Source organism: Microbacterium sp. CGR1, from assembly GCF_051062835.1.
Taxonomy (GTDB): domain Bacteria; phylum Actinomycetota; class Actinomycetes; order Actinomycetales; family Microbacteriaceae; genus Microbacterium.
In genome coordinates, this window is the sequence record NZ_JAOTPG010000001.1 from 931398 (window position 1) to 955608 (window position 24211).

General features: G+C 67.3%; 24 protein-coding genes. 8 read left to right on the forward strand and 16 right to left on the reverse strand.

Translation table 11 applies throughout. The annotated features are described in order from the left end of the window. Positions 1 to 16: 16 nt before the first annotated feature. Complete coding sequence (locus tag OD997_RS04545; protein WP_434330548.1) at positions 17 to 511, forward strand: glutathione peroxidase; 495 nt, start codon at positions 17 to 19, stop codon at positions 509 to 511. Here OD997_RS04545 and OD997_RS04550 read toward each other — a convergent pair. Then, positions 508 to 1200: a DsbA family oxidoreductase gene (locus OD997_RS04550; protein ID WP_434330549.1), complete on the reverse strand. Its 693-nt coding sequence runs from the start codon at positions 1198 to 1200 to the stop codon at positions 508 to 510. The two genes, OD997_RS04545 and OD997_RS04550, sit on opposite strands and share 4 nt — an antisense overlap. 53 nt (positions 1201 to 1253) lie before the next feature. Between OD997_RS04550 and OD997_RS04555 the strand changes: the two genes are divergently transcribed. Next, complete coding sequence (locus tag OD997_RS04555; protein ID WP_434330551.1) at positions 1254 to 1868, forward strand: AAA family ATPase; 615 nt, start codon at positions 1254 to 1256, stop codon at positions 1866 to 1868. Here the strand turns inward: OD997_RS04555 and OD997_RS04560 are convergent. Further along, a complete protein-coding gene (locus tag OD997_RS04560) occupies positions 1808 to 2611 on the reverse strand; it encodes an isoprenyl transferase (RefSeq protein WP_434330552.1) in 804 nt (267 codons plus the stop codon). The two genes, OD997_RS04555 and OD997_RS04560, sit on opposite strands and share 61 nt — an antisense overlap. Next, positions 2608 to 3354 carry a DNA repair protein RecO gene (recO, locus tag OD997_RS04565; protein ID WP_434330553.1) on the reverse strand — a complete coding sequence of 249 codons (747 nt, stop codon included), beginning with the start codon at positions 3352 to 3354 and terminating at the stop codon, positions 2608 to 2610. The genes OD997_RS04560 and recO overlap by 4 nt, the downstream gene beginning before the upstream one ends. A gap of 34 nt (positions 3355 to 3388) precedes the next feature. Here recO and OD997_RS04570 point away from each other — a divergent pair, with 34 nt between their 5' ends. Beyond that, the gene (locus OD997_RS04570) at positions 3389 to 4084 is read left to right on the forward strand and encodes a trimeric intracellular cation channel family protein (protein ID WP_434330554.1); all 696 of its coding nucleotides are present in this window, start codon (positions 3389 to 3391) and stop codon (positions 4082 to 4084) included. A gap of 74 nt (positions 4085 to 4158) precedes the next feature. Here the strand turns inward: OD997_RS04570 and leuA are convergent, their stop codons facing one another. After that, entirely contained in the window at positions 4159 to 5913 is a 1755-nt protein-coding gene (gene leuA / locus OD997_RS04575) for a 2-isopropylmalate synthase (RefSeq protein WP_434330555.1), read from the reverse strand. Positions 5914 to 6111: 198 nt separating this feature from the next. On the opposite strand from leuA, the gene OD997_RS04580 reads away from it, so the two are divergent. Beyond that, positions 6112 to 6750 carry a hypothetical protein gene (locus OD997_RS04580; protein ID WP_434330556.1) on the forward strand — a complete coding sequence of 213 codons (639 nt, stop codon included), beginning with the start codon at positions 6112 to 6114 and terminating at the stop codon, positions 6748 to 6750. On the opposite strand, the gene OD997_RS04585 is transcribed toward OD997_RS04580, so the two are convergent. From OD997_RS04585 to hrcA, 9 genes are all read right to left on the reverse strand, one after another. Continuing rightward, positions 6747 to 7691 carry an NADP-dependent oxidoreductase gene (locus tag OD997_RS04585; RefSeq protein WP_434330557.1) on the reverse strand — a complete coding sequence of 315 codons (945 nt, stop codon included), beginning with the start codon at positions 7689 to 7691 and terminating at the stop codon, positions 6747 to 6749. The two genes, OD997_RS04580 and OD997_RS04585, sit on opposite strands and share 4 nt — an antisense overlap. Further along, the gene (gene era / locus OD997_RS04590) at positions 7691 to 8587 is read right to left on the reverse strand and encodes a GTPase Era (protein WP_434330558.1); all 897 of its coding nucleotides are present in this window, start codon (positions 8585 to 8587) and stop codon (positions 7691 to 7693) included. The genes OD997_RS04585 and era overlap by 1 nt, the downstream gene beginning before the upstream one ends. Next, positions 8580 to 9875 (reverse strand): hemolysin family protein, encoded by a 1296-nt coding sequence (locus tag OD997_RS04595; protein ID WP_434330559.1) that lies wholly within the window; start codon positions 9873 to 9875, stop codon positions 8580 to 8582. The genes era and OD997_RS04595 overlap by 8 nt, the downstream gene beginning before the upstream one ends. Next, positions 9872 to 10330 (reverse strand): rRNA maturation RNase YbeY, encoded by a 459-nt coding sequence (gene ybeY / locus OD997_RS04600; RefSeq protein WP_056516826.1) that lies wholly within the window; start codon positions 10328 to 10330, stop codon positions 9872 to 9874. The genes OD997_RS04595 and ybeY overlap by 4 nt, the downstream gene beginning before the upstream one ends. Before the next feature lie 16 nt (positions 10331 to 10346). Then, on the reverse strand, positions 10347 to 11372 hold the full coding sequence (locus OD997_RS04605; RefSeq protein WP_434332336.1) for a PhoH family protein: 1026 nt from the start codon (positions 11370 to 11372) through the stop codon (positions 10347 to 10349). Positions 11373 to 11436: 64 nt separating this feature from the next. Further along, entirely contained in the window at positions 11437 to 11784 is a 348-nt protein-coding gene (locus OD997_RS04610; protein WP_434330560.1) for an HIT domain-containing protein, read from the reverse strand. A 44-nt stretch (positions 11785 to 11828) separates the two neighbouring features. Then, a complete protein-coding gene (locus tag OD997_RS04615) occupies positions 11829 to 12557 on the reverse strand; it encodes a 16S rRNA (uracil(1498)-N(3))-methyltransferase (RefSeq protein WP_434330561.1) in 729 nt (242 codons plus the stop codon). Positions 12558 to 12571: 14 nt separating this feature from the next. Beyond that, positions 12572 to 13687: a molecular chaperone DnaJ gene (dnaJ, locus tag OD997_RS04620; RefSeq protein ID WP_056307243.1), complete on the reverse strand. Its 1116-nt coding sequence runs from the start codon at positions 13685 to 13687 to the stop codon at positions 12572 to 12574. 39 nt (positions 13688 to 13726) lie between these two features. Then, on the reverse strand, positions 13727 to 14758 hold the full coding sequence (hrcA, locus tag OD997_RS04625; RefSeq protein WP_434330563.1) for a heat-inducible transcriptional repressor HrcA: 1032 nt from the start codon (positions 14756 to 14758) through the stop codon (positions 13727 to 13729). 91 nt (positions 14759 to 14849) lie between these two features. Here hrcA and OD997_RS04630 point away from each other — a divergent pair, with 91 nt between their 5' ends. Then, on the forward strand, positions 14850 to 16265 hold the full coding sequence (locus OD997_RS04630) for a carboxylesterase/lipase family protein (protein ID WP_434330565.1): 1416 nt from the start codon (positions 14850 to 14852) through the stop codon (positions 16263 to 16265). Positions 16266 to 16281: 16 nt separating this feature from the next. On the opposite strand, the gene hemW is transcribed toward OD997_RS04630, so the two are convergent. From hemW to lepA, 3 genes are all read right to left on the reverse strand, one after another. Then, complete coding sequence (gene hemW, locus OD997_RS04635) at positions 16282 to 17499, reverse strand: radical SAM family heme chaperone HemW (RefSeq protein ID WP_434330566.1); 1218 nt, start codon at positions 17497 to 17499, stop codon at positions 16282 to 16284. Positions 17500 to 17515: 16 nt separating this feature from the next. After that, a complete protein-coding gene (locus tag OD997_RS04640) occupies positions 17516 to 18169 on the reverse strand; it encodes a DUF1990 family protein (protein WP_434330568.1) in 654 nt (217 codons plus the stop codon). A gap of 71 nt (positions 18170 to 18240) precedes the next feature. Next, positions 18241 to 20094, reverse strand: a complete 1854-nt coding sequence (lepA, locus tag OD997_RS04645; RefSeq protein WP_434330569.1) for a translation elongation factor 4 — start codon at positions 20092 to 20094, stop codon at positions 18241 to 18243. A 240-nt stretch (positions 20095 to 20334) separates the two neighbouring features. Here lepA and OD997_RS04650 point away from each other — a divergent pair, with 240 nt between their 5' ends. Genes OD997_RS04650 through OD997_RS04660 form a run of 3 tightly spaced genes read left to right on the forward strand, consistent with a single transcriptional unit; the run spans position 20335 to position 24172 of the window. Then, the gene (locus OD997_RS04650) at positions 20335 to 21318 is read left to right on the forward strand and encodes an ABC transporter permease (RefSeq protein WP_434330570.1); all 984 of its coding nucleotides are present in this window, start codon (positions 20335 to 20337) and stop codon (positions 21316 to 21318) included. Further along, entirely contained in the window at positions 21318 to 22244 is a 927-nt protein-coding gene (locus tag OD997_RS04655) for an ABC transporter permease (protein WP_434330571.1), read from the forward strand. Before OD997_RS04650 ends, OD997_RS04655 begins: the two co-directional genes overlap by 1 nt. Continuing rightward, positions 22241 to 24172, forward strand: coding sequence for an ABC transporter ATP-binding protein (locus tag OD997_RS04660; RefSeq protein ID WP_434330572.1), 1932 nt, complete (start codon positions 22241 to 22243; stop codon positions 24170 to 24172). Before OD997_RS04655 ends, OD997_RS04660 begins: the two co-directional genes overlap by 4 nt. The last annotated feature ends 39 nt before the right edge of the window (positions 24173 to 24211 follow it).

Consider the following 24211-nt stretch of genomic DNA (forward strand, 5'->3'; position numbering starts at 1 on the left):
GACCTAAGCTGTGAATATGACCGATCCCGCAGTCCGTTCCATCCCCTTCACCGACGCCTACGGCAACGAGAAGACGCTCGACGATCTGGGTGCCGATGTGGTGCTCGTGGTCAACGTCGCCTCGAAATGCGGCCTGACTCCGCAGTACGAGCAGCTCGAGGAGCTGCAGCGCCTTTACAGCGACCGCGGGTTCAGTGTCGTCGGGTTCCCATGCAACCAGTTCTTCGGCCAGGAGCCCGGCTCCGTCGAGGACATCAAGGAGTTCTGCTCCACGACCTACGGCGTGACGTTCCCCATCAACGACAAGGTGAAGGTCAACGGCAGGAACGCCACCGAGCTCTACAAGTCGCTGAAGGAGACCCCGGATGCGGGCGGCAAGGCCGGCCGCGTCGAGTGGAACTTCGAGAAGTTCCTCGTGCTGCCCGACGGCGAGGTCGTCCGCTTCCGCCCGAAGCAGAAGCCGAACGACCCCGAGATCGTCGGCGCGATCGAAGCCGCGCTGACCCGTTAGACCGCTGCAGCCTCAGGCTCGGACTCGGCCTCTCCGCGCTTGGCCCAGAGGTCGCGAAGCACGTTCTCGAAGGCTGCGGGTGGCTGGGCACCGCTGATCCCGTACTGGCCGTCGATCACGAAGAACGGCACACCCTGGATGCCGTACGCCTGAGCCTGTGCCTGATCCTGGCGGACGTCGGCGAGGTGGCGGGCCGAGACGAGAGCCTCGCGGGTGTCGTCGGGGTTGAGCCCCACCTCGACCGCGAGCTCGACAAGATCGTCGATGCGACCGACATGCTTGCCCTCGGTGAAGTACGCCGACATGAGGCGCTCCTCCATCTCGTGCTGCACGCCCTGAGCCTTCGCGAAGTGCAGCAGCTCGTGGGCCTTGACCGTGTTCGTGTGCTGCAGCAGATCGAAGCGGTAGGCGAGTCCTGCGCCCTCGGCGACGCCTGTGACGTGCGAGAGCATCTGCTCGACCTGCTCGCGCGGCATCCCCTTGTGGCCGGCGAGGAAGTCGATCTCGTCGCCGTCGAAGTCGACGGGGGTGTCGGGCGAGAGCTCGAACGAGTGGAAGGTGATGTTCACCTGTGGGGCGTCATCGTCGCCGGCAACGGCTTCGAGTCCCTTCTCGAGGTTGCGCTTGCCGATGTAGCACCAGGGGCAGGCGATGTCGGACCAGATGTCAATCGAGATGGCTTCACTCACACTGACATCCAACCGCATGCACCTATGGGCTATTCCGTCGGTAGGATTCTCGGATGCTCTCGGCCGCCGATCCTCTCCCCCTCCGCCCCGATCGGGTGCTGATCGCGGGAGTGACCGGCTCCGGCAAGACCACGCTCGCTCGACGCGTGGCGAAGCTATGGGACCTGCGCCACGTCGAGATCGACGGGCTGTTCCACGGCGAGAACTGGACGCCGCGTCCGTCGTTCATCGACGACGTGCGCGCCTTCGCCTCAGAGGACCGCTGGGTCACCGAGTGGCAGTACACGAGCAAGGGCACCGACGAGATCATGACGCCACGCGCCCAGCTGGCGATCTGGCTCGACTATCCGTGGTCCGTCGTGCGCACGCGTCTGTTGCGGCGTACTCTCAGCCGCAGCATCCTCCGCACGGAGATGTACAACGGCAACATCGAGAAGCCCATCTGGCAGCTGCTGACCACGCGCGATCCAGAGCGCAACATCCTCTCCTGGCAGACGAAGACCAGATCATCGTGGACGACACAGATGCCTCTGAAACAGGAGAGTTTCCCGCACCTCACGATCGTGCGGCTGCGCCATCCGCGGGAGACGGAGCGTTGGCTGCGTGCTCAGGCCGGCGCGTCAGGCGTATCGATCGCACCACCGAAGCGACGGTCACGCGACAGGTAGATGCTGATAGAACGCCACAGCTCCTCGCGCGAGAAGTCGGGCCAGAGCGTGTCGAGGAACACCATCTCGGCGTAGGCCGCCTGCCACAGCAGGAAGTTCGAGGTGCGCTGCTCCCCCGAGCTGCGCACGAACAGGTCGACGTCCGGCATGTCGGGCACATAGAGATTGCGACGGATCATCTTCTCGCTGATCGCATTCGGCTTGACCTTGCCTGCTGCCACATCGGCGGCGATCGACCGCATCGCGTCGACGAGCTCGATCCGCCCGCCGTAGTTCACGCACATGGTGAGCGTGAGCACGTCGTTGCCCTTCGTCAGCTCCTCGGCGTACTGCAGCTCCTTGATGACGCTGCCCCAGAGACGCGGCTTGCGGCCGGCCCAGCGGACCCGCACACCCCACTCGTTGAGCTGATCGCGGCGGCGATGGAGCACGTCACGGTTGTACCCCATCAGGAAGCGCACCTCTTCAGGCGACCGCGCCCAGTTCTCGGTCGAGAAGGCGTACACGGAGAGGTGCTTCACCCCGGCCTGGATCGCGCCGGCGACCACGTCGAGCAGCACCTCCTCCCCCGCTTTGTGACCCTCCACGCGATTGAGGCCGCGGCGGTTCGCCCAGCGGCCGTTGCCGTCCATGACGATCGCCACGTGCTCGGGCACTGCAGGGAAGGCGGGCGGATACACGCCCGTCCAGTCGAGCGGGCGGTACGCCACCGCATCCTTGTGGGTATAGGGCTTCGGGGTCACCGTGCTCCTTCTCGGGGGATGTCGGCCACGAGGTGCGCGAGCGAGCGGATGCCGCGCTCCAGGTGCCATTGGGCGTAGGCGGCGACGAGGCCTGATGCGGCGGCGTTGTCGGCGTGAGGCGCGGCATCGATCGTCTCCCAGTCACCGGCCATCAGCGAGCGGAGCAGCGACAGGGTCTTCTCGGCGACCTTCGGGCTGCCGGCCGGTGCGCAGTTCCCGCACACCGCCCCGCCGAGCTGGCCGACGAAGTGGGCGTGCGGCCCAGGAGCAGCACACCGAGCGCAATCCCCCAGCGACGGCGCCCACCCCGACAGCGCCATCACGCGCAACAGGTAGGAATCGAGGATGCTGCGAGGAGAGTGCTCACCGCGGGAAAGCGCCCGGAGACCTCCGACCAGCAGCAGGTACTGCTCCGGCGTCGCCTCGGAGTCGCTCAGGCGATCGGCGGTCTCGACCATCGCGTTGGCTGACGTGAACCGGTCGTAGTGCGCAGCGATGTCAGACCCGTAGGAGCCGAGGGACTCGGCCTGCTGCACGATGTCGAGTGTGCGGCCCTGATACAGCTGCACATCGGCGACCATGAACGGCTCGAGGCGCGAACCGAACTTCGACGAGGTGCGCCGCACTCCCTTCGCCACGGCCCGGATCTTGCCGTGCCGCCGCGAGAGCATCGTGACGATGCGATCCGCCTCACCCAGTTTGTGGGTGCGCAGGATCACCGCTTCGTCTCGATAGGTGGGCACCGTTCGATTATCCTCCGTGCGGGAGAATAGGGGCGTGACCGAACCGCTCTTCATCATTCCGCTCTGGGCGGACCTGCTCGGCGTCGGCCTCGGTGGCGTGCAGGGGGCGATGTTCGCCTCGGGATTCCAGGGGCAGCGACGACTCGACTGGCTCGGCGTCGCGATCATCGGGATCATGATCGGCATGGGCGGCGGTCTGATCCGCGACATCCTGCTCGGGCAGACTCCGGCGACGCTGCAGAACCAGTGGTACCTGGTGACCGCCGGTGGAGCGGCGCTGCTCGGCATGCTCCTCGCTGGGCTCTTCACCCGGTTGAACACGGCGATCGTCGTGCTCGACGCCGTCGTGATCGGGATGTTCGGCGCCTTCGGGACGAGCAAGGCGCTCGCGTTCGGCATCCCCGAAGTCCCGGCCGTCTTCATCGGCGTCTGCGCGGCCGTCGGCGGCAGTGTGCTCCGCGACATGCTGATGGGTCTGCCAACCGCGATCATGCACGTCGGCTCGCTCTACGCGGTCGCGGCCGGTGCCGGGTGCACGTTCATCGTGATCGCCGTCGCGCTGGGCATGCCCATCACCCTCGCGGCCGTCATCGGCATCGCGGTGACGAGCATCATCCGCATCCTCGCCGTCACCTTCGACGTCTCACTGCCCGAGCAGCGTCGCATCTACCGCCGCAAGGTCGCGGCAGAGACCGGCGTGATCCCCATCATCAAGCCCAGTGCCGAGTGATCCGGTGCGTTGAGCATCCCCTGGACGACGAACGCCCCACCCGATGACCGGTGGGGCGTTCGTTCATCCGAGGATCAGACCGAGGCGAGCTCCTGCTGGCGCGTGCGGATCGAGCGGTTGACACCCGAGACGATCGCCTTGAGCGAGGCCGTCGAGATGTCGCCGTCGATGCCGACGCCCCACAGACGCTGGTCTCCGATCTGCAGCTCGACGTACGCCGCGGCCTGCGCGTCGCCCCCGGCGCTGAGAGCGTGCTCGACGTAGTCGTAGAGAGTGATGTCGAACCCCTGGCCGCGCAGGACCTCGATGAACGCCGCGATCGGTCCGTTGCCGTTGCCGGCCACGGCGACCTGCTGGTCGTCGTCGCGCAGCGTCACATCGAGCACGACGTCGCCCGACATGTCGCTGCGGGTCTGCGTCGACAGCAGCTCGAACCGACCCCACTTGGCCTCGGTGTCCGCGGCGGGCAGGTACTCGTCGTTGAAGATCGACCAGATCTGCTCACTCGTCACCTCGCCACCCTCGGCATCGGTCTTGGTCTGCACGACGCCCGAGAACTCGATCTGGAGCTTGCGCGGCAGGTCGATCGCGTGGTCGGCCTTGAGCAGGTACGCGACGCCACCCTTGCCGGACTGCGAGTTCACGCGGATCACGGCCTCGTAGGAACGACCGAGATCCTTCGGGTCGACGGGCAGGTAGGGAACGGCCCACTCGATGTCGTCGACCGTGACCCCCTCGGCCTCGGCACGGACGGCCATCGCCTCGAAGCCCTTCTTGATCGCGTCCTGGTGCGATCCGCTGAAGGCGGTGAAGACGAGGTCTCCGGCCCACGGGCTGCGCTCGGGCACCGGCAGCTGGTTGCAGTACTCGACGGTGCGCTTGACCTGATCGATGTCGCTGAAGTCGATCTGCGGGTCGATGCCCTGGGTGAAGAGGTTGATGCCCAGCGCCACGATGTCGACGTTGCCCGTGCGCTCTCCGTTGCCGAACAGGCAGCCCTCGATGCGGTCGGCGCCGGCCATGTAGCCGAGCTCGGCCGCAGCGATCGCCGTGCCGCGGTCGTTGTGCGGGTGCAGCGACAGGATGACGTTCTGGCGGTGCGCGAGGTTGCGGCTCATCCACTCGATCGAGTCGGCGTAGACGTTCGGCGAGGCCATCTCGACGGTGGCGGGGAGGTTGATGATGACCTTGCGGTCGGGGGTGGGCTCGAAGATCTCGATCACCTGGTTGCAGACATCGACGGCGAACTCGAGCTCAGTGCCGGTGTAGCTCTCGGGCGAGTACTCGTAGTACACCTTCGTGTCGGGAATCGTCTTCTCGAACTTCCGACACAGGCGGGCACCCTCGAGTGCGATGTCGATGATGCCCTGCTTGTCGGTGCGGAACACGACCTCGCGCTGCAGCACGCTCGTCGAGTTGTACAGATGCACGATCGCCTGCTTGGCGCCCGCGATCGACTCGTACGTGCGGGCGATCAGGTGCTCGCGCGCCTGCGTCAGAACCTGGATCGTGACGTCGTCCGGAATCAGGTTCTCCTCGATGAGCTGACGGACGAAGTCGAAGTCCGTCTGGCTCGCCGACGGGAACCCGACCTCGATCTCCTTGTAGCCCATGCTGACGAGCAATTCGAACATCACCCGCTTGCGCTCGGGCGACATCGGATCGATGAGTGCCTGGTTGCCGTCGCGAAGGTCGACCGCGCACCAGCGCGGGGCCTCGGTGATGCGGGCGTCGGGCCAGGTGCGGTCAGGCAGGTTGACCGCGATCTGCTCGTGGTACGGCCGATACTTGTGGATCGGCATCGCAGACGGGCGCTGAGTGTTCTGCATGATGGGGCTTCTTCTCTTCGTCAGAAATATGAACGGGCCAACACAAGCGCCGCGACGAGGAAGGCCCTAGCTTTAGGACTCGTCGCGGCAGCTAAGAAGAAGCAGACCGCCGAAAGGCATGCGGCCATGCTAGCAGGGTTGCCGAGATCCTTCGGACCCGACCCTGAGACGATCGCCCGGCACGAGACACTGTCAGGCATGAGCACATCGCACCGCCGCATGCTTCTCGCCGCAGCAGCCCTCGCAGGGGTGCTCTGCGTGGCCGGATGCGCCGCTGGTCCGGGCTCCTCCCCCGCACCGACCAGCTCCGGATCACCCACCTGGGACTCCGGCGCCGTCGTGCCTCCCGAGGGTCGGGTGATCGGGACGGGCACAGTGCTCGACGTCGCCGGTGAGACGCAGCTGTGCCTCGGTGCTGTCGCCGAGTCGTACCCTCCGCAATGCTCGGGCATCCCGCTCGACGGCTGGACGTGGGACGGCGTCGACGGCAGCGAGACCAGTGGCGACGTCACCTGGGGCACCTATGCGGTCTACGGGACCTATGACGGCGAGCGATACACCGTCACCGACCCTCCGATCATGCTCGCGCTGTACGACCCGGTGCGGCCGGACGATCCGGCAGGAGGAATCGAGGGAACGTCGTCCGACGCCGACCTGGCGCGGGCGCAGGACAAACTCGGGGCGTCGCTCGGCGACGGGGCACTCACCCTCTGGACCGACAGAGGATACGTCTGGGTGCAGGTGGTCTGGGATGACGGCACTCTGCAGGCGGCCGTCGACGCGGCGTACGGCGAGGGAGTCGTGTTCGTGACGTCTGCGCTGCGCGAGATCGACTAGTCCGACGGGATCAGAGCGAGCTTGCCACCGGGGTGGCCGTCTGCGAGAAGCGCGAGCGCTGCCGGCGCATCGTCCAGCGCGAAGGTCTTCGCGAGCGGGACGACCAGCTCTCCCGCCTGCGCGAGCGCGACCAGCTCACCGCGAACGGCATCTCGGAATCGCGCGCTGTCGGGCATCGAGCCGGCGATCGCCAGGATGCCGTCGCTCTTCGCCCTGCCCGGAGCGGCGATCGTGACGATGCGACTCCGGTCGGAGACGAGCTCGAGCGATACGTCGACGGCTTCATCGGTGCCCACGGCGTCGAGGGCTGCAGACACGGTTTCTGCGCCCGAGGCATCTCTGAGCCGATCAACGAGGCCCGACCCGTAAGTCACGGGGACTCCCCCGAATCGGCGAACGACATCGAACCGCTCGAGGCTCGCTGTGCCGATCACACGGATCCCCCGCAGCGCGGCCTGCTGCAGCACACTCACTCCGACGGCGCCGGATGCTCCGTGCAGAAGGATCGTCTCACCACTCGAGGCACCCGTCACCGCGAGCATCTCGGCTGCCGTGGTGCCGGCGAGCAGCAGGTTCGCCGCCTCCGCGTGGGTGAGAGTGGTCGGCTTCGCGAACGCCTTCTCCGCCGGGATCGTCAGCTCGGTGGCATAGCCACCCCGCACGCGGAACGCGACGACCTCGTCACCGACCGCCGCATCGCCCGAGCCGATCGTCGTCTCCGGTCCGAGCGCCGTGATCTCACCCGAGATCTCGTATCCGATCGGCACCGGCAGTTCGGCGCCTGGCCTGGCCGCGGCGACATGCTTGGCGTCAGCCGGATTCACTCCGGCCGCGTGCACCCGGATGGTGACCTCACCTGGGCCTGGACGCGGCACCTCGTACTCGACGAACTGCCAGGCATCCGGCGAGCCCCACGAGGTGGCGATCCAGTGCCGCGCCATCAGAAGCCGAGACGTCCGAGCTGCTTCGGGTCGCGCTGCCATTCCTTCGCGACCTTCACGTGGAGTCCCAGGAACACGCGAGTGCCGAGGAGCTCCTCGATGCCGGCGCGTGCACGACGCCCCACGTCGGCGAGGCGCTTGCCCTTGTGGCCGATGATGATCGCCTTCTGGCTGTCGCGCTCGACCACGATCGATGCGTGGACGTCGGTCAGGTCGGTGCCTTCGCGCGGTGCGATGTCGTCGATCACGACCGCGATCGAGTGCGGAAGCTCGTCGCGGACGCCGTCGAGCGCCGCCTCGCGGATCATCTCCGCGATCCGATCCTCCTCCGACTCGTCGGTGGTCACCCCCTCGCCGTACAGGGCGGGGCCCTCGGGCATGAGCGAGAGCACCTCGTCGGCGAGGACCTCGAGCTGGTCGTTCGTGAGTGCGGAGATCGGGATCACGGCGTCCCAGTCCTCGCGAAGCGCATCGACCTCCAGGAGTCGTTCGGTGATGTCGTCGCGGCTGGCCGCATCCGTCTTCGTGACGATCGCGATCTTCTTGGCACGGCGATATCCGTCGAGCGACGCCGCGATGCGGCGATCGCCGGGGCCGACCTTCTCGGTCGCGGGCACGCAGAACCCGATGACGTCGACGTCGCCCAGAACCTGCTCGACGAGATCGTTGAGCCGCTCGCCCAGCAGAGTGCGGGGCTTGTGGATACCGGGTGTGTCGACGATGACGAGCTGCCCCTCCGGGCGGTTGACGATCCCGCGGATCGCCCGTCGCGTGGTCTGGGGCTTCTCGCTCGTGATCGCGATCTTCTCACCGACCAGCGCATTGGTGAGAGTCGACTTCCCGACGTTCGGCCGCCCCACGAAGGTCACGAATCCGCTTCGCATCTGCTCAGTCATCGTCGTCATCTCTCTCGTCTGCGGTCGATTCCGCGTCGTGCTCTGCTCGTTCGACGAAGACCGTCGCGATTCCGCGGCCTCGCCCTCTGGAGGCTCCGCCGGTGAGCGTCAGTCCGTCGACCGTCGCCGTGGCTCCCGGCTGCGGAACCTGTCCGAGCGCCTTGCCCAGCAGTCCGCCGATGGAGTCGACGTCCTCGTCCTCGAGCTCGAGGCCGAAGAGATCGCCGACGTCTTCCAACGAGAGTCTGGCGCTCACGCGATAGCGTCCATCGCCGAGTTCGACGACTTCCGCCGACACCTGATCGTACTCGTCGGAGATCTCGCCCACGAGCTCCTCGATGAGGTCCTCGAGTGTCACGAGCCCCGAGATTCCGCCGTGTTCGTCGATCACCAGGCACACATGCACAGCGTCCCGCTTCATCTGCTGCAGGAGCGTCTCCGCGCGCATGGACTCGGGGACGAAGGTCGCCGGACGCGAGATCGGACGAATGGATGCCGCTCGCCACGCGTTCTCGTCGCGGAAGGCGAACAGCACGAGGTCCTTGAGATAGAGCACTCCGACGACGTCGTCGGCGTCGTCGTCGACCACCGGCATGCGCGAGACGCCGCGCTGCAGGAACAGCGTCATGGCCTCGCTCGTCGTCGCTGTCGCATCGACCGTGACCATTTCGGTCCGCGGCACCATCACCGCTCGCACGAACTGGTCGGTGAAGTCGAAGACCGAGTGGATGAGGTCGCGGTCGTCCGCTTCGATCAGGTCGTTCGAGGCGGCCTCGTCGACCATGCTCAGCAGCTGCTCCTCCGAGGTGAACGAGCTGCGCCCGCGCCCAGGCGTCACCCGGTTGCCGAGCACCACGAGACCCTCGGCGAGCGGGCCGAGGATGACCCGCAGCCCGCGGACCACCGGCGCATTCGCGCGCAGCATGCCCTCGGCATGGTGACGGCCGAATGATCGGGGACTCGCCCCGACCAGCACGAAGCTGATGCCTGTCATCAGCAGCGCCGCGGCGAGCATCGCCCACCAGATGTTGTCGAACAGGATGCTGAAGGCGACCGTGACGAGCACGGCTGCCGCCGTCTCGGCGAGCACGCGGATGAACGCGACGGCGTTGACGTGGGCGTCGGGATCGGTGGCGATACGGGCGAGGTGCCGGGCGTTGCGCCCCTCGGTGCCCATCTCGGCGATGTCGGAGCGTGATGTGACGCCGAACGCGGCATCGATCGCGGCCATGAGTCCGCCGAACGCGACGAGCAGAACGGCGCCGGCGAGAAGGAGGGCCGCGGTCATCGTCGACGTTCAGACGCGGCGAAGCCCTGGATGAGCTCCTTCTGCAGTCCGAACATCTCGCGCTCCTCATCGGGCTCGGCGTGGTCGAACCCGAGCAGGTGGAGCAGGCCGTGCGTGGTGAGCAGGATCAGCTCGTCCATCAGCGTGTGACCGGCCGCTTGCGCCTGCGCCTCGGCGACCTGTGGGCAGAGCACGATGTCGCCGAGCAGCCCGGGGGCCGTCGGGCGGTCCTCCGTGCCGGGGCGCAGCTCGTCCATGGGGAAGCTGAGCACGTCAGTGGGGCCGGGCTCATCCATCCACTGCACGTGCAGGGCTTCCATGGCGCCTTCGTCGACGAGCACGATCGCGACCTCGGCGTCAGGGCTGACATGCATCTGCGCGAGGTTGAAGTCGGTCAGTCGCTGCAGCACCGTCTCGTCGACGTCGATGGCCGACTCGTTGTTGATCTCGATCATGGCTGTGCTCGTTTCATCAGGAGAGGCCGCGTTTCGGCATCCGGTCCCGGGGTCCTGGTCGTTGTGCGCCGCGGCGGTCGGCGCGATTGGCGAACTCTGCCGCCTGCTCGCGCTCGAAGCGCTGAGCGGTGCGGCGTTCGTCGTATTCGCTGTACGCGTCGACGATCCGGCCGACCAGCGAGTGACGCACGACGTCCTCGCTCGTGAGGCGGGCGAAGTGAATGTCGTCGATGCCGTCGAGCACACGCGTCACGAGACGCAGCCCCGACGAGCCCTGAGGAAGATCCACCTGGGTGATGTCACCGGTGACGACCATCTTCGAGCCGAAACCGAGACGCGTCAGGAACATCTTCATCTGCTCGGGCGTCGTGTTCTGCGCCTCATCGAGCACCACGAACGAGTCGTTGAGCGTGCGGCCGCGCATGTACGCGAGGGGTGCCACCTCGATCGTCCCCGTCGCCATCAGGCGAGGGACGATCTCGGGGTCCATCATCTCGTTCAGCGCGTCGTAGAGAGGGCGCAGGTACGGGTCGATCTTGTCGGTGAGAGTGCCGGGCAGGAAGCCCAGTCGCTCACCGGCCTCGACGGCAGGACGCGTGAGGATGATCCTGGTGACCTCCTTGCGCTGCAGCGCCTGGACGGCCTTCGCCATGGCGAGGTAGGTCTTTCCGGTACCGGCAGGCCCGATGCCGAAGACGATCGTGTTCTCCTCGATCGCGTCGACGTACTCCTTCTGGCCGAGGGTCTTGGGGCGGATGACCTTGCCCCTGGTCGACAGGATCGCCTCGCCGAGCACCTCACTCGGGCGGGGACCGCCGTCATTGCGGAGCAGATGCGCGGAGCGTGTGACATCGCTCGGAGCGAGGTCGTGGCCGGCCTTCGTCATGGTCATCAGCTCGTCGACGAGCGACTTCGCCTTCGCGACGGCGTCGGCCGCCCCCGTGAGCGTGATCTCGTTGCCGCGGACGAGCACCTGGACGTCGCGGTGCTCCTTCTCGAGCATCCGCAGCAGTCGGTCCTGGGGGCCGAGAAGCTGCACCATGGCGACGCCGTCGGCGTAGATCTTCTCGACGGCGGTGTCGGATGCGGTCACGGAATCGTTTTCGTCAGAAGCCAACGAGCTTGTTCTCCTCGATGTTGCCGAGCACATGAGCGTGCACGTGGAAGACGGACTGGGCGGCGCTCGCGCCGTTGTTGAAGATGAGGCGATACTCGCCGTTCGCGTGCTCGGACGCGAGCTGCCTGGCCGCTGCGACCATCTCCGCGAGCAGACCAGGGTCACCAGACGCGAGCTCGGTGACGTCGCGGTAGTCCTCGGTCTTGGGGATCACGAGCGCATGCAGCGGGGCCTGCGGGTTGATGTCACGGATCGCGAATACCCGACCGGTATCGAGCAGGATCTCGCCCGGGATGTCACCGTTCAGGATGCGCGTGAAGATCGAGGGCTCGGTCATGCTCCCAGTCTACTGACCGCAGCGCGGACGGGCCCGTCGCGAGATCACCAGCGACCGAGCGCCACGGACAGGACCGCGATGGCCGCCGGGCCCGCTGTCGAGGTGCGCAGCACCGTGTCTCCGAGCAGCACGCGCTCGGCACCGGCGTCGGACAGCTTCGCCAGCTCGTCGTCCGAGATGCCGCCCTCCGGTCCGACGACGAGCACGAGGTCTCGACCGTCGGGCTCGAGCGCCGACAACCGGGTGGTCGCGCTCGGATCGAGCAGCAGTACGCGCTCGGACGACGCACGCTTCACGAGATCTGCGGTCGATGCCGGGGCCGACACCTCCGGAACCCACGCACGATGCGCCTGCTTGGCTGCCTCGCGGACGATGGTCGCCCAGCGCTCCCGGCCCTTGACTGCCTTGGCGCCCTCCCACCTCGAGATGCTGCGGCTCGCCTGCCACGGCACGATCTCATCGACGCCGAGCTCGCAGGCGGCCTGCACCGCGAGCTCGTCGCGATCGCCCTTCGCCAGCGCCTGCACGAGGACGAGACGAGGAGTGGGCGCGGGGTCTGCCGATCGCTCGGACACACGGACGTCGACACGGGAGGGCGAGACCTCCTCGGCGACACCGGTGAGCCACACCCCCGCGCCGTCGCCGACGGTCACCGCCTCGCCGACGCGGAGACGGCGGACCACCGCGGCGTGTTTGGCTTCGGCCCCGGTGAGCGACACGAGGTCGCCGACCGCGGCATCCGAAGACGATTCGACGAGGAAGTGCAGAGCCATGAGCGCCGTCCGGGTCAGTGCGAGCGGAAGCGGTCGCGGAGCTTCGAGAAGAGCCCCTGCTGGAACTGCGCGAGCTGGGGACCCGGCGCCTTCGTCTTCTTCGCGAAGTCCTCGATGAGCGCCCGCTGCGCGGAGTCGAGCTTGGTCGGGGTGACCACCTGGACGCCGACACGGAGATCGCCGCGCTGGCTGCCCCGCAGCGGTGTGATGCCGCGACCCTTGATCGTCAGGACGTCGCCGGACTGCACGCCGGAGCGGACCTCGAGGTCGACCTCGCCGTCGAGCCCCTGGATCGTGGTCTCGGTGCCGAGGATCGCGTCTGGCATCGAGACCTCGAGGGTCGCCAGCAGATCATCGCCGTCACGGCTGAAGGAGGGATGCGGATTGACGGTGACCTCGACGTACAGGTCGCCGTTCGGGCCGCCCGCCTTGCCGACCTCGCCGGATCCGGGGAGCTGCAGGCGCAGACCCGTCTCGACGCCGGCCGGGATGTCGAGCGAGACCGTGCGACGCGAGCGCACGCGTCCCTGTCCGCCGCAGGTGCCGCACGGGTAGGGGATGGTCGTCCCGTAGCCCTCGCAGGTGCCGCAGGGCTGGGAGGTGACGACGTTGCCGAGCAGGCTCCGGACCTGGCGCTGCACGTGACCGGAGCCTCCGCAGATGTCGCACGTGACGGGAGACGTGCCCTCCTGGCAGCACGAGCCGTTGCAGGTCTCGCACAGGACAGCCGTGTCGACCTCGATGTCGCGGTGCGCACCGAACACGACGTCGCCGAGATCGAGCGTCACGCGGACCAGGGCGTCCTGCCCGCGTTCGCGGCGGGACCGCGGGCGCGCTCCCCTGCCGCCACCTTGCCCCGCGCCGAAGAACGTCTCGAAGATGTCGCCGAAACCGCCGAAGCCGCCGAAGTTCCCGGCCGCGCCGTCTCCGCCGCCCATGTCGTAGCGACGACGCGAGTCGTCGTCGCTGAGCACGTCGTACGCGTGCGTCACGAGCTTGAACCGCTCGGCGGCGTCCTCGCCCGGGTTCACGTCCGGGTGGAGCTGACGAGCCAGGCGTCGGTATGCCTTCTTGATCTCGTCGGTGGAGGCGTCACGGGAGACGCCGAGTACCTCGTAGTGGTCTGCCACAATGGCCCTTCTGCGTGTGCTGTTCTCTGGGCGCCCGCGTCAGCGGGACGCCTCGTCTTCATCGAGCATCCGCGAGAGATAGCGGGCGACAGCCCGCGCAGCCGCGAGATTGCTCGGATAGTCCATGCGCGTCGGCCCCATCACGCCGACACGCGCCGTGCCGCTGGGTGCGGCGTAGTTGCTGGCCACGATCGATGCCTCGCCGAGGCCGAACGAGGCGTTCTCCGTACCGATGCTGGCCGCGAGGCCATGAGAGTCCGCCTCCATCTCGCTCATCAGGCGCAGCAGGGTGACCTGCTCCTCGATCGCCTCGAGCAGAGGGTGGATGCTGCCGCGGAAGTCCTGCTCGCGTCGCGCGAGCGTCGCGGCTCCCGCCATCACCAGGCGCTCCTGACGGAACGCACTGAGCTCGTCGATGATGATCGTCGCGAGTGTCCGGAGCGCCACGTCGTTCGGGTGCTCGTCTGCGGCGAGCAGGTTCTGCAGCCGCTCGGCCGCGTCGCTCACCGCCCGCCCCGTGATGAGCGCCGACAGTCGCGCACGAAGGATCGCCATGTCGGCGTCATCGACATCGACCGGCAGCGGCGCCATGCGCTGGGAGACCCCACCCGCATCGGTGACGAGGACGATCAGCAGCCGGTTGGGCGACAGCGCGACGAGTTCGAGGTGGGTGAGGTGCGCCCGCGCGAAAGACGGGTACTGAGCGAGAGCGACCTGGCCCGTGAGCTGGGTGAGCACGCGGACGGTGCGCACCATCAGATCGTCGAGGTCGGAGGGTGCCGTGAGGAACGACTCGATCGCTGTGCGCTGTGCGACCGTGAGCGGACGCAGCTGCGCGAGGTGATCGACGAAGACGCGGTAGCCCTTGTCGGTCGGAACACGGCCGGACGATGTGTGCGGCGCGGCGATCAGCTCTTCGTCTTCGAGCAGTGCCATGTCGTTGCGGATCGTCGCGGCGGACACACCGAACGAGTAGCGGTCGACGATCGATCGACTGCCGACCGGCTCGTGCGTCTCGACGTAGTCCTGCACGATCGCGCGGAGAACCTGGAGGCCTCTTTCACTGACCATCGCAACTCCCTCCCTCTGGCACTCACTGGGTACGAGTGCCAATTCTACCCGCCGACGCGTCCACCGCGCTGATCGCCCTACGATGACGGGTATGAGTGTCGCGCCGCAGGTCACCGTGTCCACCGGAATCGTGCGGGGCGAAGCGGCTGACGGAGTGCGTCGCTACCTCGGCATCCCGTACGCCGCCGCACCGTTCGGGCCGAACCGCTTCCGCGCTCCGCAGTCCGCTCCCGCGTGGGAGGGCGTCCACGACGCCACGGCGTTCGGGCCGACGGCTCCCCAGCATCCGTACCCCGGCGCGATCGCCGATCTGCTGGGCTCTGTCGAGATCCCGGGAGACGAGATCCTCTCGGTCAACGTCTGGGCGCCGGATGACGCCTCGGGCGCGCCCGTCGTCCTCTGGGTCCACGGCGGCGCTCTCGAGCGGGGCACCGCTGCCCTGCCCCTCTATGACGGGGCCGCATTCGCCCGGGCCGGGATCGTTTTCGCGTCGATCAACTATCGCCTGGGATCCGAGGGCTTCTCGGTGCTCGACGGCGTCCCTCGAAATCTCGGGCTGCAGGATGCCGCGGCCGGACTCGCATGGGTGCACGACGAGATCGCCTCGTTCGGCGGCGACCCGTCGCGGATCACGGTCATGGGCGAATCCGCCGGCGGTGCGATCGTCGCCGGTCTGCTCGCGAACCCCTCGTCGCTTTCGCTGATCGCGCGGGCGATCATCGAATCCGGACCGCTCGAGGCGCAGACCGCGAAGAAGGCCGGCCGCGTCACAGCGCAGCTCGCGAAGCGGCTGGGCATCACAGCCGACCGCTCGGGCTTCCTCGGAGCGTCCCCCGCGAAGCTGCTCCACGCGAGGCGACGACAGGCCGCCGGTTCGTCGCCGCTGGGCGGGGCACCCGGGTTCCAGCTCGCGGTGGATGCCGAGTCGCTTCCGCGGTCGCCGCACGAGGTCCTCGCCGACACCGACGTCCCTCTCCTCATCGGGAGCAACACCGACGAGTATCGACTCTGGTTCCCGCCGGCAGCCCTCGCCGGAATCAGCGAGGCGAAGCTGCTGCTCGCGCGACTGGCCCTGCGGATCCCCAGGGCCGCCGTCGCGGCCTATCGTGCGACCTTCCCCGGAGCCTCCACGGGCGAGATCTTCGGACAGCTCGCCACCGACTTCCTGCTCCGTGCGCCGCTGACCCGGCTGGCCCGGGCGCGCACGGCGCCGACCTACGTCTACGAATTCGCCTGGCAGAGCCGGGTCCGCGACCTGCGTGCAGCCCACGCTCTCGAGCTGGGCTTCGTGTTCGATCGCCTCGGCGACCCCGAAGCACAGCGGCTCGCGGGCACGGACGCGCCGCAGGGTCTTGCAGACGAGATGCACTCGGCGTGGATCTCGTTCATCAAGACCGGGGATCCGGGGTGGCCGGAGTTCGGTCCCGAGCGGACGACACGGCTCTTCGACGCGCAGACCTCGACCGTCGCACAGCGGCGCATAGAGGCACTCGACCTGCTGCCGTAGCGACCCAGACCCGTGGTCAGTCCGTGAGCTCGCGCACCACGGCGTCGGCGAGAAGACGACCGCGCAGCGTGAGCTGCACCCGCCCGCGCACCGCGGCAGCGGGGTCGACGAGGCCGTCCGCGATCAGGCCGGCGACACGCGTGCGCTTGTCCGGCTGCAGGTCGGCGACCGCGATCCCCTCGCGGATGCGGCTCAACAGCAGAACGCGCTCGAGGGTCCTCGATTCCGCATCGGGACGCTCGGTTCCGGCGGCCGGCGACTCCTCGGCGGCGAGACGCTGCGCATAGGCGGCCGGGTGCTTCACGTTCCACCACCGGAGCCCTGCGACGTGGCTGTGCGCGCCGGGGCCGAAGCCCCACCAGTCGCTCCCCCGCCAGTACGCGAGGTTGTGTCGCGAGCGCTGTTCCACAGTGCGCGACCAGTTGCTGATCTCGTACCAGTCGAAGCCCGCCGCTGCGAGACGCGCATCGGCGAGCTCGTACATGTCGGCCTGCAGGTCGTCGTCCGGCGCCGGCACCTCGCCTCGGCGGATCTGCCGCGCGAGCTTCGTGCCGTCCTCGATGATCAGCGCGTACGCCGAGATGTGGTCCGACTCGAGTGCGAGCGCCGCATCGAGCGACGCCTCCCAATCGCCGAGCGACTCACCGGGGGCGCCGTAGATGAGGTCCACGCTCACGGCGAGGCCTGCGTCCTTCGCCGCGGCGACCGCCGTCGTCACGTTCTCGGGGCGATGGGTGCGATCCAGCGCCGCAAGCACGTGCGGCACCGCCGACTGCATGCCGATCGACAGTCGGGTCACACCGGCGTCCGCGAGTGTGCGGGCGACCGCGGGCGTCACGGTGTCGGGGTTGGCCTCGACCGTGACCTCGGCGCCGGCCACCAGGCCGAACGCATCGGTCGCGGCCCCGAGCATCCGAGCGAGGTCCCCTGCAGGGAGCAGCGTCGGGGTGCCTCCGCCGAAGAACACGGTGTCCATCGGTCGCAGCGCGCCCGCATCCGCGAGAACGCGCTTCGCCAGGTCGATCTCGGTGATCAGCGTCGAGGCGTAGTCCTCCTGCTTCGCACCGCGAAGCTCGCCGGACGTGTAGGTGTTGAAGTCGCAGTAGCCGCAGCGCACCCGACAGAAGGGGACGTGCAGATAGGCCGAGAACGGCGTGGCCGGGTCGATCGCGAGATCGGACGGAAGGCGTCCGTCTGCCGGTGCCGGATCACCCAGGGGAAGGGGACCAGCCATCAGAGAACTGCGGCCATCAGACCGGAGTCGCGTAGAGCGGCGAGATCGCCCGCAGGTAGCGTGCGAACAGCTCCCGGCGGCGGCGCTTCACGAGCGCGGGGACGACGCGGTACAGCAGGGAGTTCGGCGCATCGAATGCGCGCACCGAGAACCACACCTCGTCGTTGTCCTCGCGCCAGTCGATGTCGAACGATTCCTCACCGCGCACGACGGAGCCGCCGACCGTGCCCAGCACGAATCCGATGCGGCGCTTCTCTTCGGTGACCGAGATCACACGGAGTTCGGCATCCGCCCGCATCCCGCTCACACGCCCGTGCAGACGGAGGGTCATCCCCGGCCCCGCGAACGGAGTGCCCTCGGCATCGAAGCGCTGCTCGACGTCGGTCTTGCTCGGGGCTATCGGGTTGCCCTCCGCATCGAAGCTCACTCCGGCGTAGGCGGGGCCCGGTGCCGGGCGGACATCCTCGACGCTCAGGCCCGAGGCACGCTGCGCCGTCCAGGTCAGGAGCGATTCACCGGCGGACTGGAAGCGTTCGATGCCGCTGCCGATCCGCCAGGAGTTCTCCGCCGGGATACTGCGCTCCGGCGGGTACTGCATCAGATCGGGCGCGTGGGTCGCACCCACGGCCGCATAGTCCACCGTGTCGTCTCGGAAAGTCCCGCGCCGCATGATTTCCAGCCTACTTCCCGTTCCCTGGACGATCACCCTCCACGCGCCGGGAACGCCCCGACCCGCGAAGCCTACTTCTTGTCCTTGCCCTCGACATCGCCGGAGAGCGCTGCGATGAACGCCTCCTGCGGCACCTCGACACGGCCCACCATCTTCATGCGCTTCTTGCCCTCTTTCTGCTTCTCGAGGAGCTTGCGCTTGCGGCTGATGTCACCGCCGTAGCACTTGGCGAGCACATCCTTGCGCAGCGCCCTGATCGTCTCGCGGGCGATGATCCTGGCGCCGATGGCGGCCTGGATCGGCACCTCGAAGTTCTGGCGAGGGATCAGCTTGCGCAGACGCTCCGTCATCAGCGTGCCGTAGGCGTATGCCTTGTCGCGGTGCACGATCGAGCTGAACGCGTCGACCTTGTCACCCTGCAGGAGGATGTCGACCTTCACGAGGTCCGCCTCCTGCTGTCCGGCGGGCTCGTAGTCGAGCGAGGCATAGCCCTGGGTCTTCGACTTGAGCTGATCGAAGAAGTCGAAGACGATCTCACCGAGCGGCATCATGTAGCGGAGCTCGACGCGCTCCTCGGAGAAGTACTCCATGCCCAGCAGTGCGCCGCGACGCGACTGGCACAGCTCCATCACGGTGCCGACGTAGTCCTTGGGCAGCAGGATGGCCGTCTTGACCATCGGCTCCGACACCGAACCGATGCGCCCGTCTGGGTACTCGCTCGGGTTCGTGACCGTCACGGTCTCGCCGGTGTCGGAGGTGAGCACCTCGTAGATCACGCTGGGTGCGGTGGTGATGAGGTCGAGGCCGAATTCGCGCTCGAGACGCTCGGTGATGATCTCGAGGTGCAGGAGTCCCAAGAATCCGCAGCGGAAGCCGAAACCGAGGGCGACCGACGTCTCGGGCTCGTACTGCAGTGAGGCGTCCGAGAGCTTGAGCTTGTCGAGCGCCTCGCGGAGCTCCGCGTAGTCGCTGCCGTCGATCGGGTAGACCCCCGAGAAGACCATCGGCTTGGGATCGGTGTAGCCGGCGAGGGCCTCGGTCGCAGGCCTGCGCGCCGTCGTGACGGTGTCGCCGACCTTGGAGAGCCGCACGTCCTTCACGCCGGTGATGAGGTAGCCGACCTCGCCGACGCCCAGCCCCTTGGTGGGCACCGGCTCTGGGCTCGACACGCCGACCTCGAGCGCCTCGTGGGTAGCGCCCGTGGACATCATCTGGATGCGCTCGCGGGGCGACAGGCTGCCGTCGATCATGCGGACGTAGGTGACGACACCGCGGTAGGCGTCGTAGACGGAGTCGAAGATCATGGCTCGGGCAGGCGCCTCAGCGTCGCCGACGGGTGCCGGGATCTCCTTGACCAGGCGGTCGAGCAGCTCCTCGACCCCTGCACCGGTCTTGCCCGAGACGCGCAGCACGTCTTCGGGCTTGCCGCCGATGAGGGATGCCAGCTCCTTCGCGTACTTCTCGGGGTCGGCCGCCGGCAGGTCGATCTTGTTCAGGACCGGGATGATGTGCAGGTCGTTCTCAAGAGCGAGGTAGAGGTTCGCCAGCGTCTGGGCCTCGATGCCCTGTGCCGCGTCGACGAGCAGGATCGCTCCCTCGCACGCTGCGAGCGATCGGGACACCTCGTACGTGAAGTCGACGTGGCCGGGAGTGTCGATCATGTTGAGAGCGAAGGTCTCCCCCTCGATCTCCCACGGCATCCGCACGGCCTGGCTCTTGATGGTGATACCGCGCTCGCGCTCGATGTCCATGCGGTCGAGGTACTGGGCGCGCATGTCCCGGTCCGAGACCACGCCGGTGATCTGGAGCATGCGGTCGGCGAGAGTCGACTTGCCGTGATCGATGTGCGCGATGATGCAGAAATTGCGGATCTGCTTGGCAGGCGTCGCGGCAGGCTGAAGAGGAGTGAGGGCGCGTGGTGACATGTCCCGTCGATTCTACGGTGAGGCGAGGCTTATGCTCGCTTCGCCCGATCCGGTGATATTCTGCCGAGGTTGCCCGGGAGCCATCCGTGACACCGGATCCCGTGAGCGATAAGACTCCGTCACAGACCACGTGCAGGCGTCGTGTCGCGCAGATCGGCAGATGGTGATTGACTGTCTTCCCGGCTCAGCGTTGCGTCGGCGGATCCCGCGCGCGTCTGTAAAAGAGAAAGAATCATCACCTTGATCAAGTATCTGTTGCGCCGCCTGTTCGGTTGGGTGCTGATGATCGTCATCGCGACGAACATCACCTACTTCCTCGCGTGGCTCTATCTCGACCCGGAGAACAACTACGTCGGGCGGCGTCCTCCGCTTTCGGCCGATCAGATCGACAATCTGCTCCGCCCTCGCAATCTCAGCGAGTCGGTACCGCTCATCGAGCGGTGGTGGACCTGGTTCTCCAACATCCTCTTCCACTGGAACTGGGGCCTGAGCCCCACGGGTGAGTCCGTCAACGAGCAGGTCGCCTACCGCGTCTGGATCAGCGCCGAGCTCGTGCTCGGAGCGACGATCATCACGACGATCCTCGGCATCGCGCTCGGTGTGTACACCGCCTCGCGGCAGTACAAGCTCGCCGACCGGATCGGTCAGGGCACCAGCATCATCACGATGAACATCCCGACGGTGGTCGCAGGCTTCGCTCTGGTCCTTCTGGCGATCAACTTCAACAACGCCGTCGGCACGACGGTCTTCTACGTGGTGGGTTCGTCCAGTCAGGGGGTCGAGGGCTTCTTCCCCGTCCTCATAGATGTGCTGCAGCATCTGACGCTCCCCACCTTGGGCCTCGTGCTCACGGGGTATGCGGGCATCCACTTCCTGCAGCGCTCGCTGCTGCTCGACAACATCAAGGCCGATTACGTGCGCACCGCGCGGGCGAAGGGCCTGACCAAGCAGCAGGCGATCCGCAAGCACGCACTGCGGACATCGCTGATCCCGGTCACGACGCAGGTCGCGTTCACGATCCCCGCGGTCTTCACCGGCGCGGTGCTGACGGAGACGATCTTCAACTGGAACGGAATGGGTCGCTACTTCATCCAGACCCTCAACAACAACGACATCCACGGCGTGGTCGCGGTCGCGGCATTCGGCGCCCTGATGACGGCGATCGGCGCGATCCTCGCGGACATCGCCGTCGTCGTCCTCGATCCGAGAGTGCGGGTGAGCTGATGGCTCTGGAAAGCATCGGGGTCTCCCCCGAGATCGCGGAAACCACCGAACGTCCGAAGAACCGCAAGCGGACGTCGATGCTGACGCTGTACACGCGTCGCTTCATGCGCAACCGCGGCGCGCTGATCGGCGTCGTGATCCTCGCCCTCCTGGTGGTGTTCGCGATCGTCGGGCCTCTCATCGCTCCGTACTCGCACACCGACCTCGACTTCCTCGCGCTGCGCCAGGCGCCGTCGGCCGAGCACTGGTTCGGGACGAACGGTTCGGGCAACGACAACTTCGCCCAGGTGGCCGTCGGCCTCCAGCGGTCCATGATGATCGCCGCACTGGTCGCGATCGGCACCACCGTCGTCTCGGCGCTCATCGGCGCCACCGCCGCCTACTTCGGCGGCCGGTACGAGCGGATCATGCTCGCGATCATCCACTTCATGATGGTGGTCCCGAACTTCCTGATCCTCGCGATGATCTCGAACGACGCCGGCGGAAACTGGCTCGTGATCTCGCTCGTGATGATCTTCGTCGTCGGCTGGTTCTTCCCCGCCCGCATCATCTGGACGCTCTCGCTCTCGATCCGCGAGCGGGAGTACGTGCACGCCGCACGGTACGCCGGCCTCTCGGGCATGCGCATCGTCGTCCGCCACATGCTGCCGAACATCGGTTCGCTGCTCGTGATCAACTTCACGCTCGGTGTCGTCTCGGCGGTGCTCACGGAGACCGCGCTCTCGTTCCTCGGCTTTGGTGTGAAGCTGCCTGATGTCTCGCTCGGAGCGCTCATCGGCTACGGCTCGAGCACGCTCGTGAGCGCTCCGTGGCTGTTCTACTTCCCCGCGGCGGCGCTGACGCTGCTCACCGTCTCGATGGCTCTCATCGCCGACGGTCTGCGCGACGCCCTCGATCCGACCTCGGCGGCTGGAGGTCGCGCATGAATACTGTTCTGTCCGTCCGCGACCTCAAGGTCAGCTTCCCGTCCGAGGCGGGCCGTGTCGACGCCGTGCGCGGCGTCTCGTTCGACCTCGAAGCGGGGAAGACGCTCGGCATCGTCGGCGAGTCCGGCTCGGGCAAGTCCGTCACGTCACTCGCGATCATGGGCCTGCTCGACGACAACGCCAAGGTCACCGGCTCCATCGTCTACGACGGTCAGGAGCTGCTCGGCAAGACCGACAAGCAGCTCTCGGTGATCCGCGGCAACGGCATGGCGATGGTCTTCCAGGACCCGCTCACCTCGCTCACCCCGGTCTTCACGATCGGCGACCAGCTGATCGAGGCGCTGACCGTGCATCGCCGGCTGTCGAAGAAGGAGGCCTGGGACCGCTCGGTCGAGCTGCTGAAGCTCGTCGGGATCCCCGAGGCCGAGCGCCGCATGAAGGCGTTCCCGCACGAGTTCTCCGGCGGAATGCGCCAGCGCGTCGTGATCGCGATCGCGATGGCCAACGACCCGAAGCTGATCATCGCCGACGAGCCGACCACCGCGCTCGACGTCACCATCCAGGCGCAGATCCTCGAGCTCATGGAGAAGGCGCAGGCGGAGACCGGCGCGGCGATGATCATCATCACCCACGACATGGGTGTGGTCGCGAAGACCGCCGACGACGTGCTCGTGATGTACGCGGGCAAGCCCGTCGAGCAGGCGCCGGTTCGCGAGCTGTTCTACCGCACGCGGATGCCGTACTCGATCGGCCTCCTCGGAGCAATCCCTCGCGTCGACAAGACCGAGAAGGTCCCCCTGATCCCGATCAAGGGCAACCCGCCTCTGCTGATCAACCTGCCTGACGCGTGCCCCTTCGCGGCGCGCTGCCCGATCGCGATCGACGCGTGCCGTGAGCGCGAGCCCGAACTGATGCCGGTCGACACGAGTGGCCACACAGATCACTCCGTCGCGTGCATCCGCGCGAACGACATCGACGACGACGGCAGGATCGGCGGACTGCCGGTGTTCCCGATCCCGGAGATCCCTGAGAGCTCGCTCGCCAAGGTGCCGCGCGAGGATCGTCCGATCACCCTCGAGGCCGTGAACATGAACAAGACGTTCCCGCTGATGAAGGGCGCCTTCTTCAAACGTCAGGTCGGCGAGGTGCGCGCTGTCAAGGGAATCAGCTTCGACATCCGTCAGGGAGAGACCCTCGCGATCGTCGGCGAGTCCGGCAGCGGCAAGACGACCACCCTGCTGCAGATCATGGATCTCGTCGCCCAGGAGGACGGCGACATCCGCATCGGCGGCACGAGCGTCGCCGACATCAAGAACCGGTCGGAGGAGCGCAAGCTCCGTCGGGACCTGCAGATCGTGTTCCAGGACCCGATGGGTGCTCTCGACCCCCGCATGACGGTCTGGGACATCATCGCCGAGCCGATGTTCGCGATCGGGATGAGCAAGGACGACGTGTTCGACCGCGTCGAGGAGCTCATGGGGCTGGTCGGTCTCGACCCGGCGCACAGCGACCGCTTCCCGCAGGCGTTCTCGGGTGGTCAGCGCCAGCGCATCGGCATCGCCCGCGCGCTGTCGACGAACCCCAAGATCGTCGTGCTCGACGAGCCGGTCTCGGCTCTGGACGTCTCGATCCAGGCCGGTGTCATCAACCTGCTCGACGAGCTCAAGGCCAAGCTCGGCCTCTCGTACCTCTTCGTCGCGCACGACCTCGCTGTCGTGCGGCACATCGCCGACCGGGTCGCGGTCATGTACAAGGGCTCCTTCGTCGAGCACGGTGACGTGGATCAGGTGTTCGACGATCCACAGCATCCGTACACGAAGGCGCTGCTGTCGGCGATCCCTATCCCCGACCCCGACATCGAGCGCACGCGTGAGCGGATCATCCTCCCGGTGGAGGGGTTCGACGCCGAAGCGGTCGCGACAGGCTGACCGGTGAGCGATGTGCACGGTCCGATAACGGTTCCGTGT

Coding starts and splice junctions, on each gene's coding strand:
- OD997_RS04545 (WP_434330548.1), top strand. CDS start 17: ATGACCGATCCCGCAGTCCGTTCCATCCCCTTCACCGACGCCTACGGC.
- OD997_RS04555 (WP_434330551.1), top strand. CDS start 1,254: ATGCTCTCGGCCGCCGATCCTCTCCCCCTCCGCCCCGATCGGGTGCTG.
- leuA (WP_434330555.1), bottom strand. CDS start 5,913: ATGCAGAACACTCAGCGCCCGTCTGCGATGCCGATCCACAAGTATCGG.
- OD997_RS04580 (WP_434330556.1), top strand. CDS start 6,112: ATGAGCACATCGCACCGCCGCATGCTTCTCGCCGCAGCAGCCCTCGCA.
- OD997_RS04585 (WP_434330557.1), bottom strand. CDS start 7,691: ATGGCGCGGCACTGGATCGCCACCTCGTGGGGCTCGCCGGATGCCTGG.
- era (WP_434330558.1), bottom strand. CDS start 8,587: ATGACTGAGCAGATGCGAAGCGGATTCGTGACCTTCGTGGGGCGGCCG.
- OD997_RS04595 (WP_434330559.1), bottom strand. CDS start 9,875: ATGACCGCGGCCCTCCTTCTCGCCGGCGCCGTTCTGCTCGTCGCGTTC.
- ybeY (WP_056516826.1), bottom strand. CDS start 10,330: ATGATCGAGATCAACAACGAGTCGGCCATCGACGTCGACGAGACGGTG.
- OD997_RS04605 (WP_434332336.1), bottom strand. CDS start 11,372: ATGGTGCAGCTTCTCGGCCCCCAGGACCGACTGCTGCGGATGCTCGAG.
- OD997_RS04610 (WP_434330560.1), bottom strand. CDS start 11,784: ATGACCGAGCCCTCGATCTTCACGCGCATCCTGAACGGTGACATCCCG.
- OD997_RS04615 (WP_434330561.1), bottom strand. CDS start 12,557: ATGGCTCTGCACTTCCTCGTCGAATCGTCTTCGGATGCCGCGGTCGGC.
- hrcA (WP_434330563.1), bottom strand. CDS start 14,758: ATGGTCAGTGAAAGAGGCCTCCAGGTTCTCCGCGCGATCGTGCAGGAC.
- OD997_RS04630 (WP_434330565.1), top strand. CDS start 14,850: ATGAGTGTCGCGCCGCAGGTCACCGTGTCCACCGGAATCGTGCGGGGC.
- hemW (WP_434330566.1), bottom strand. CDS start 17,499: ATGGCTGGTCCCCTTCCCCTGGGTGATCCGGCACCGGCAGACGGACGC.
- OD997_RS04640 (WP_434330568.1), bottom strand. CDS start 18,169: ATGCGGCGCGGGACTTTCCGAGACGACACGGTGGACTATGCGGCCGTG.
- lepA (WP_434330569.1), bottom strand. CDS start 20,094: ATGTCACCACGCGCCCTCACTCCTCTTCAGCCTGCCGCGACGCCTGCC.
- OD997_RS04655 (WP_434330571.1), top strand. CDS start 21,318: ATGGCTCTGGAAAGCATCGGGGTCTCCCCCGAGATCGCGGAAACCACC.
- OD997_RS04660 (WP_434330572.1), top strand. CDS start 22,241: ATGAATACTGTTCTGTCCGTCCGCGACCTCAAGGTCAGCTTCCCGTCC.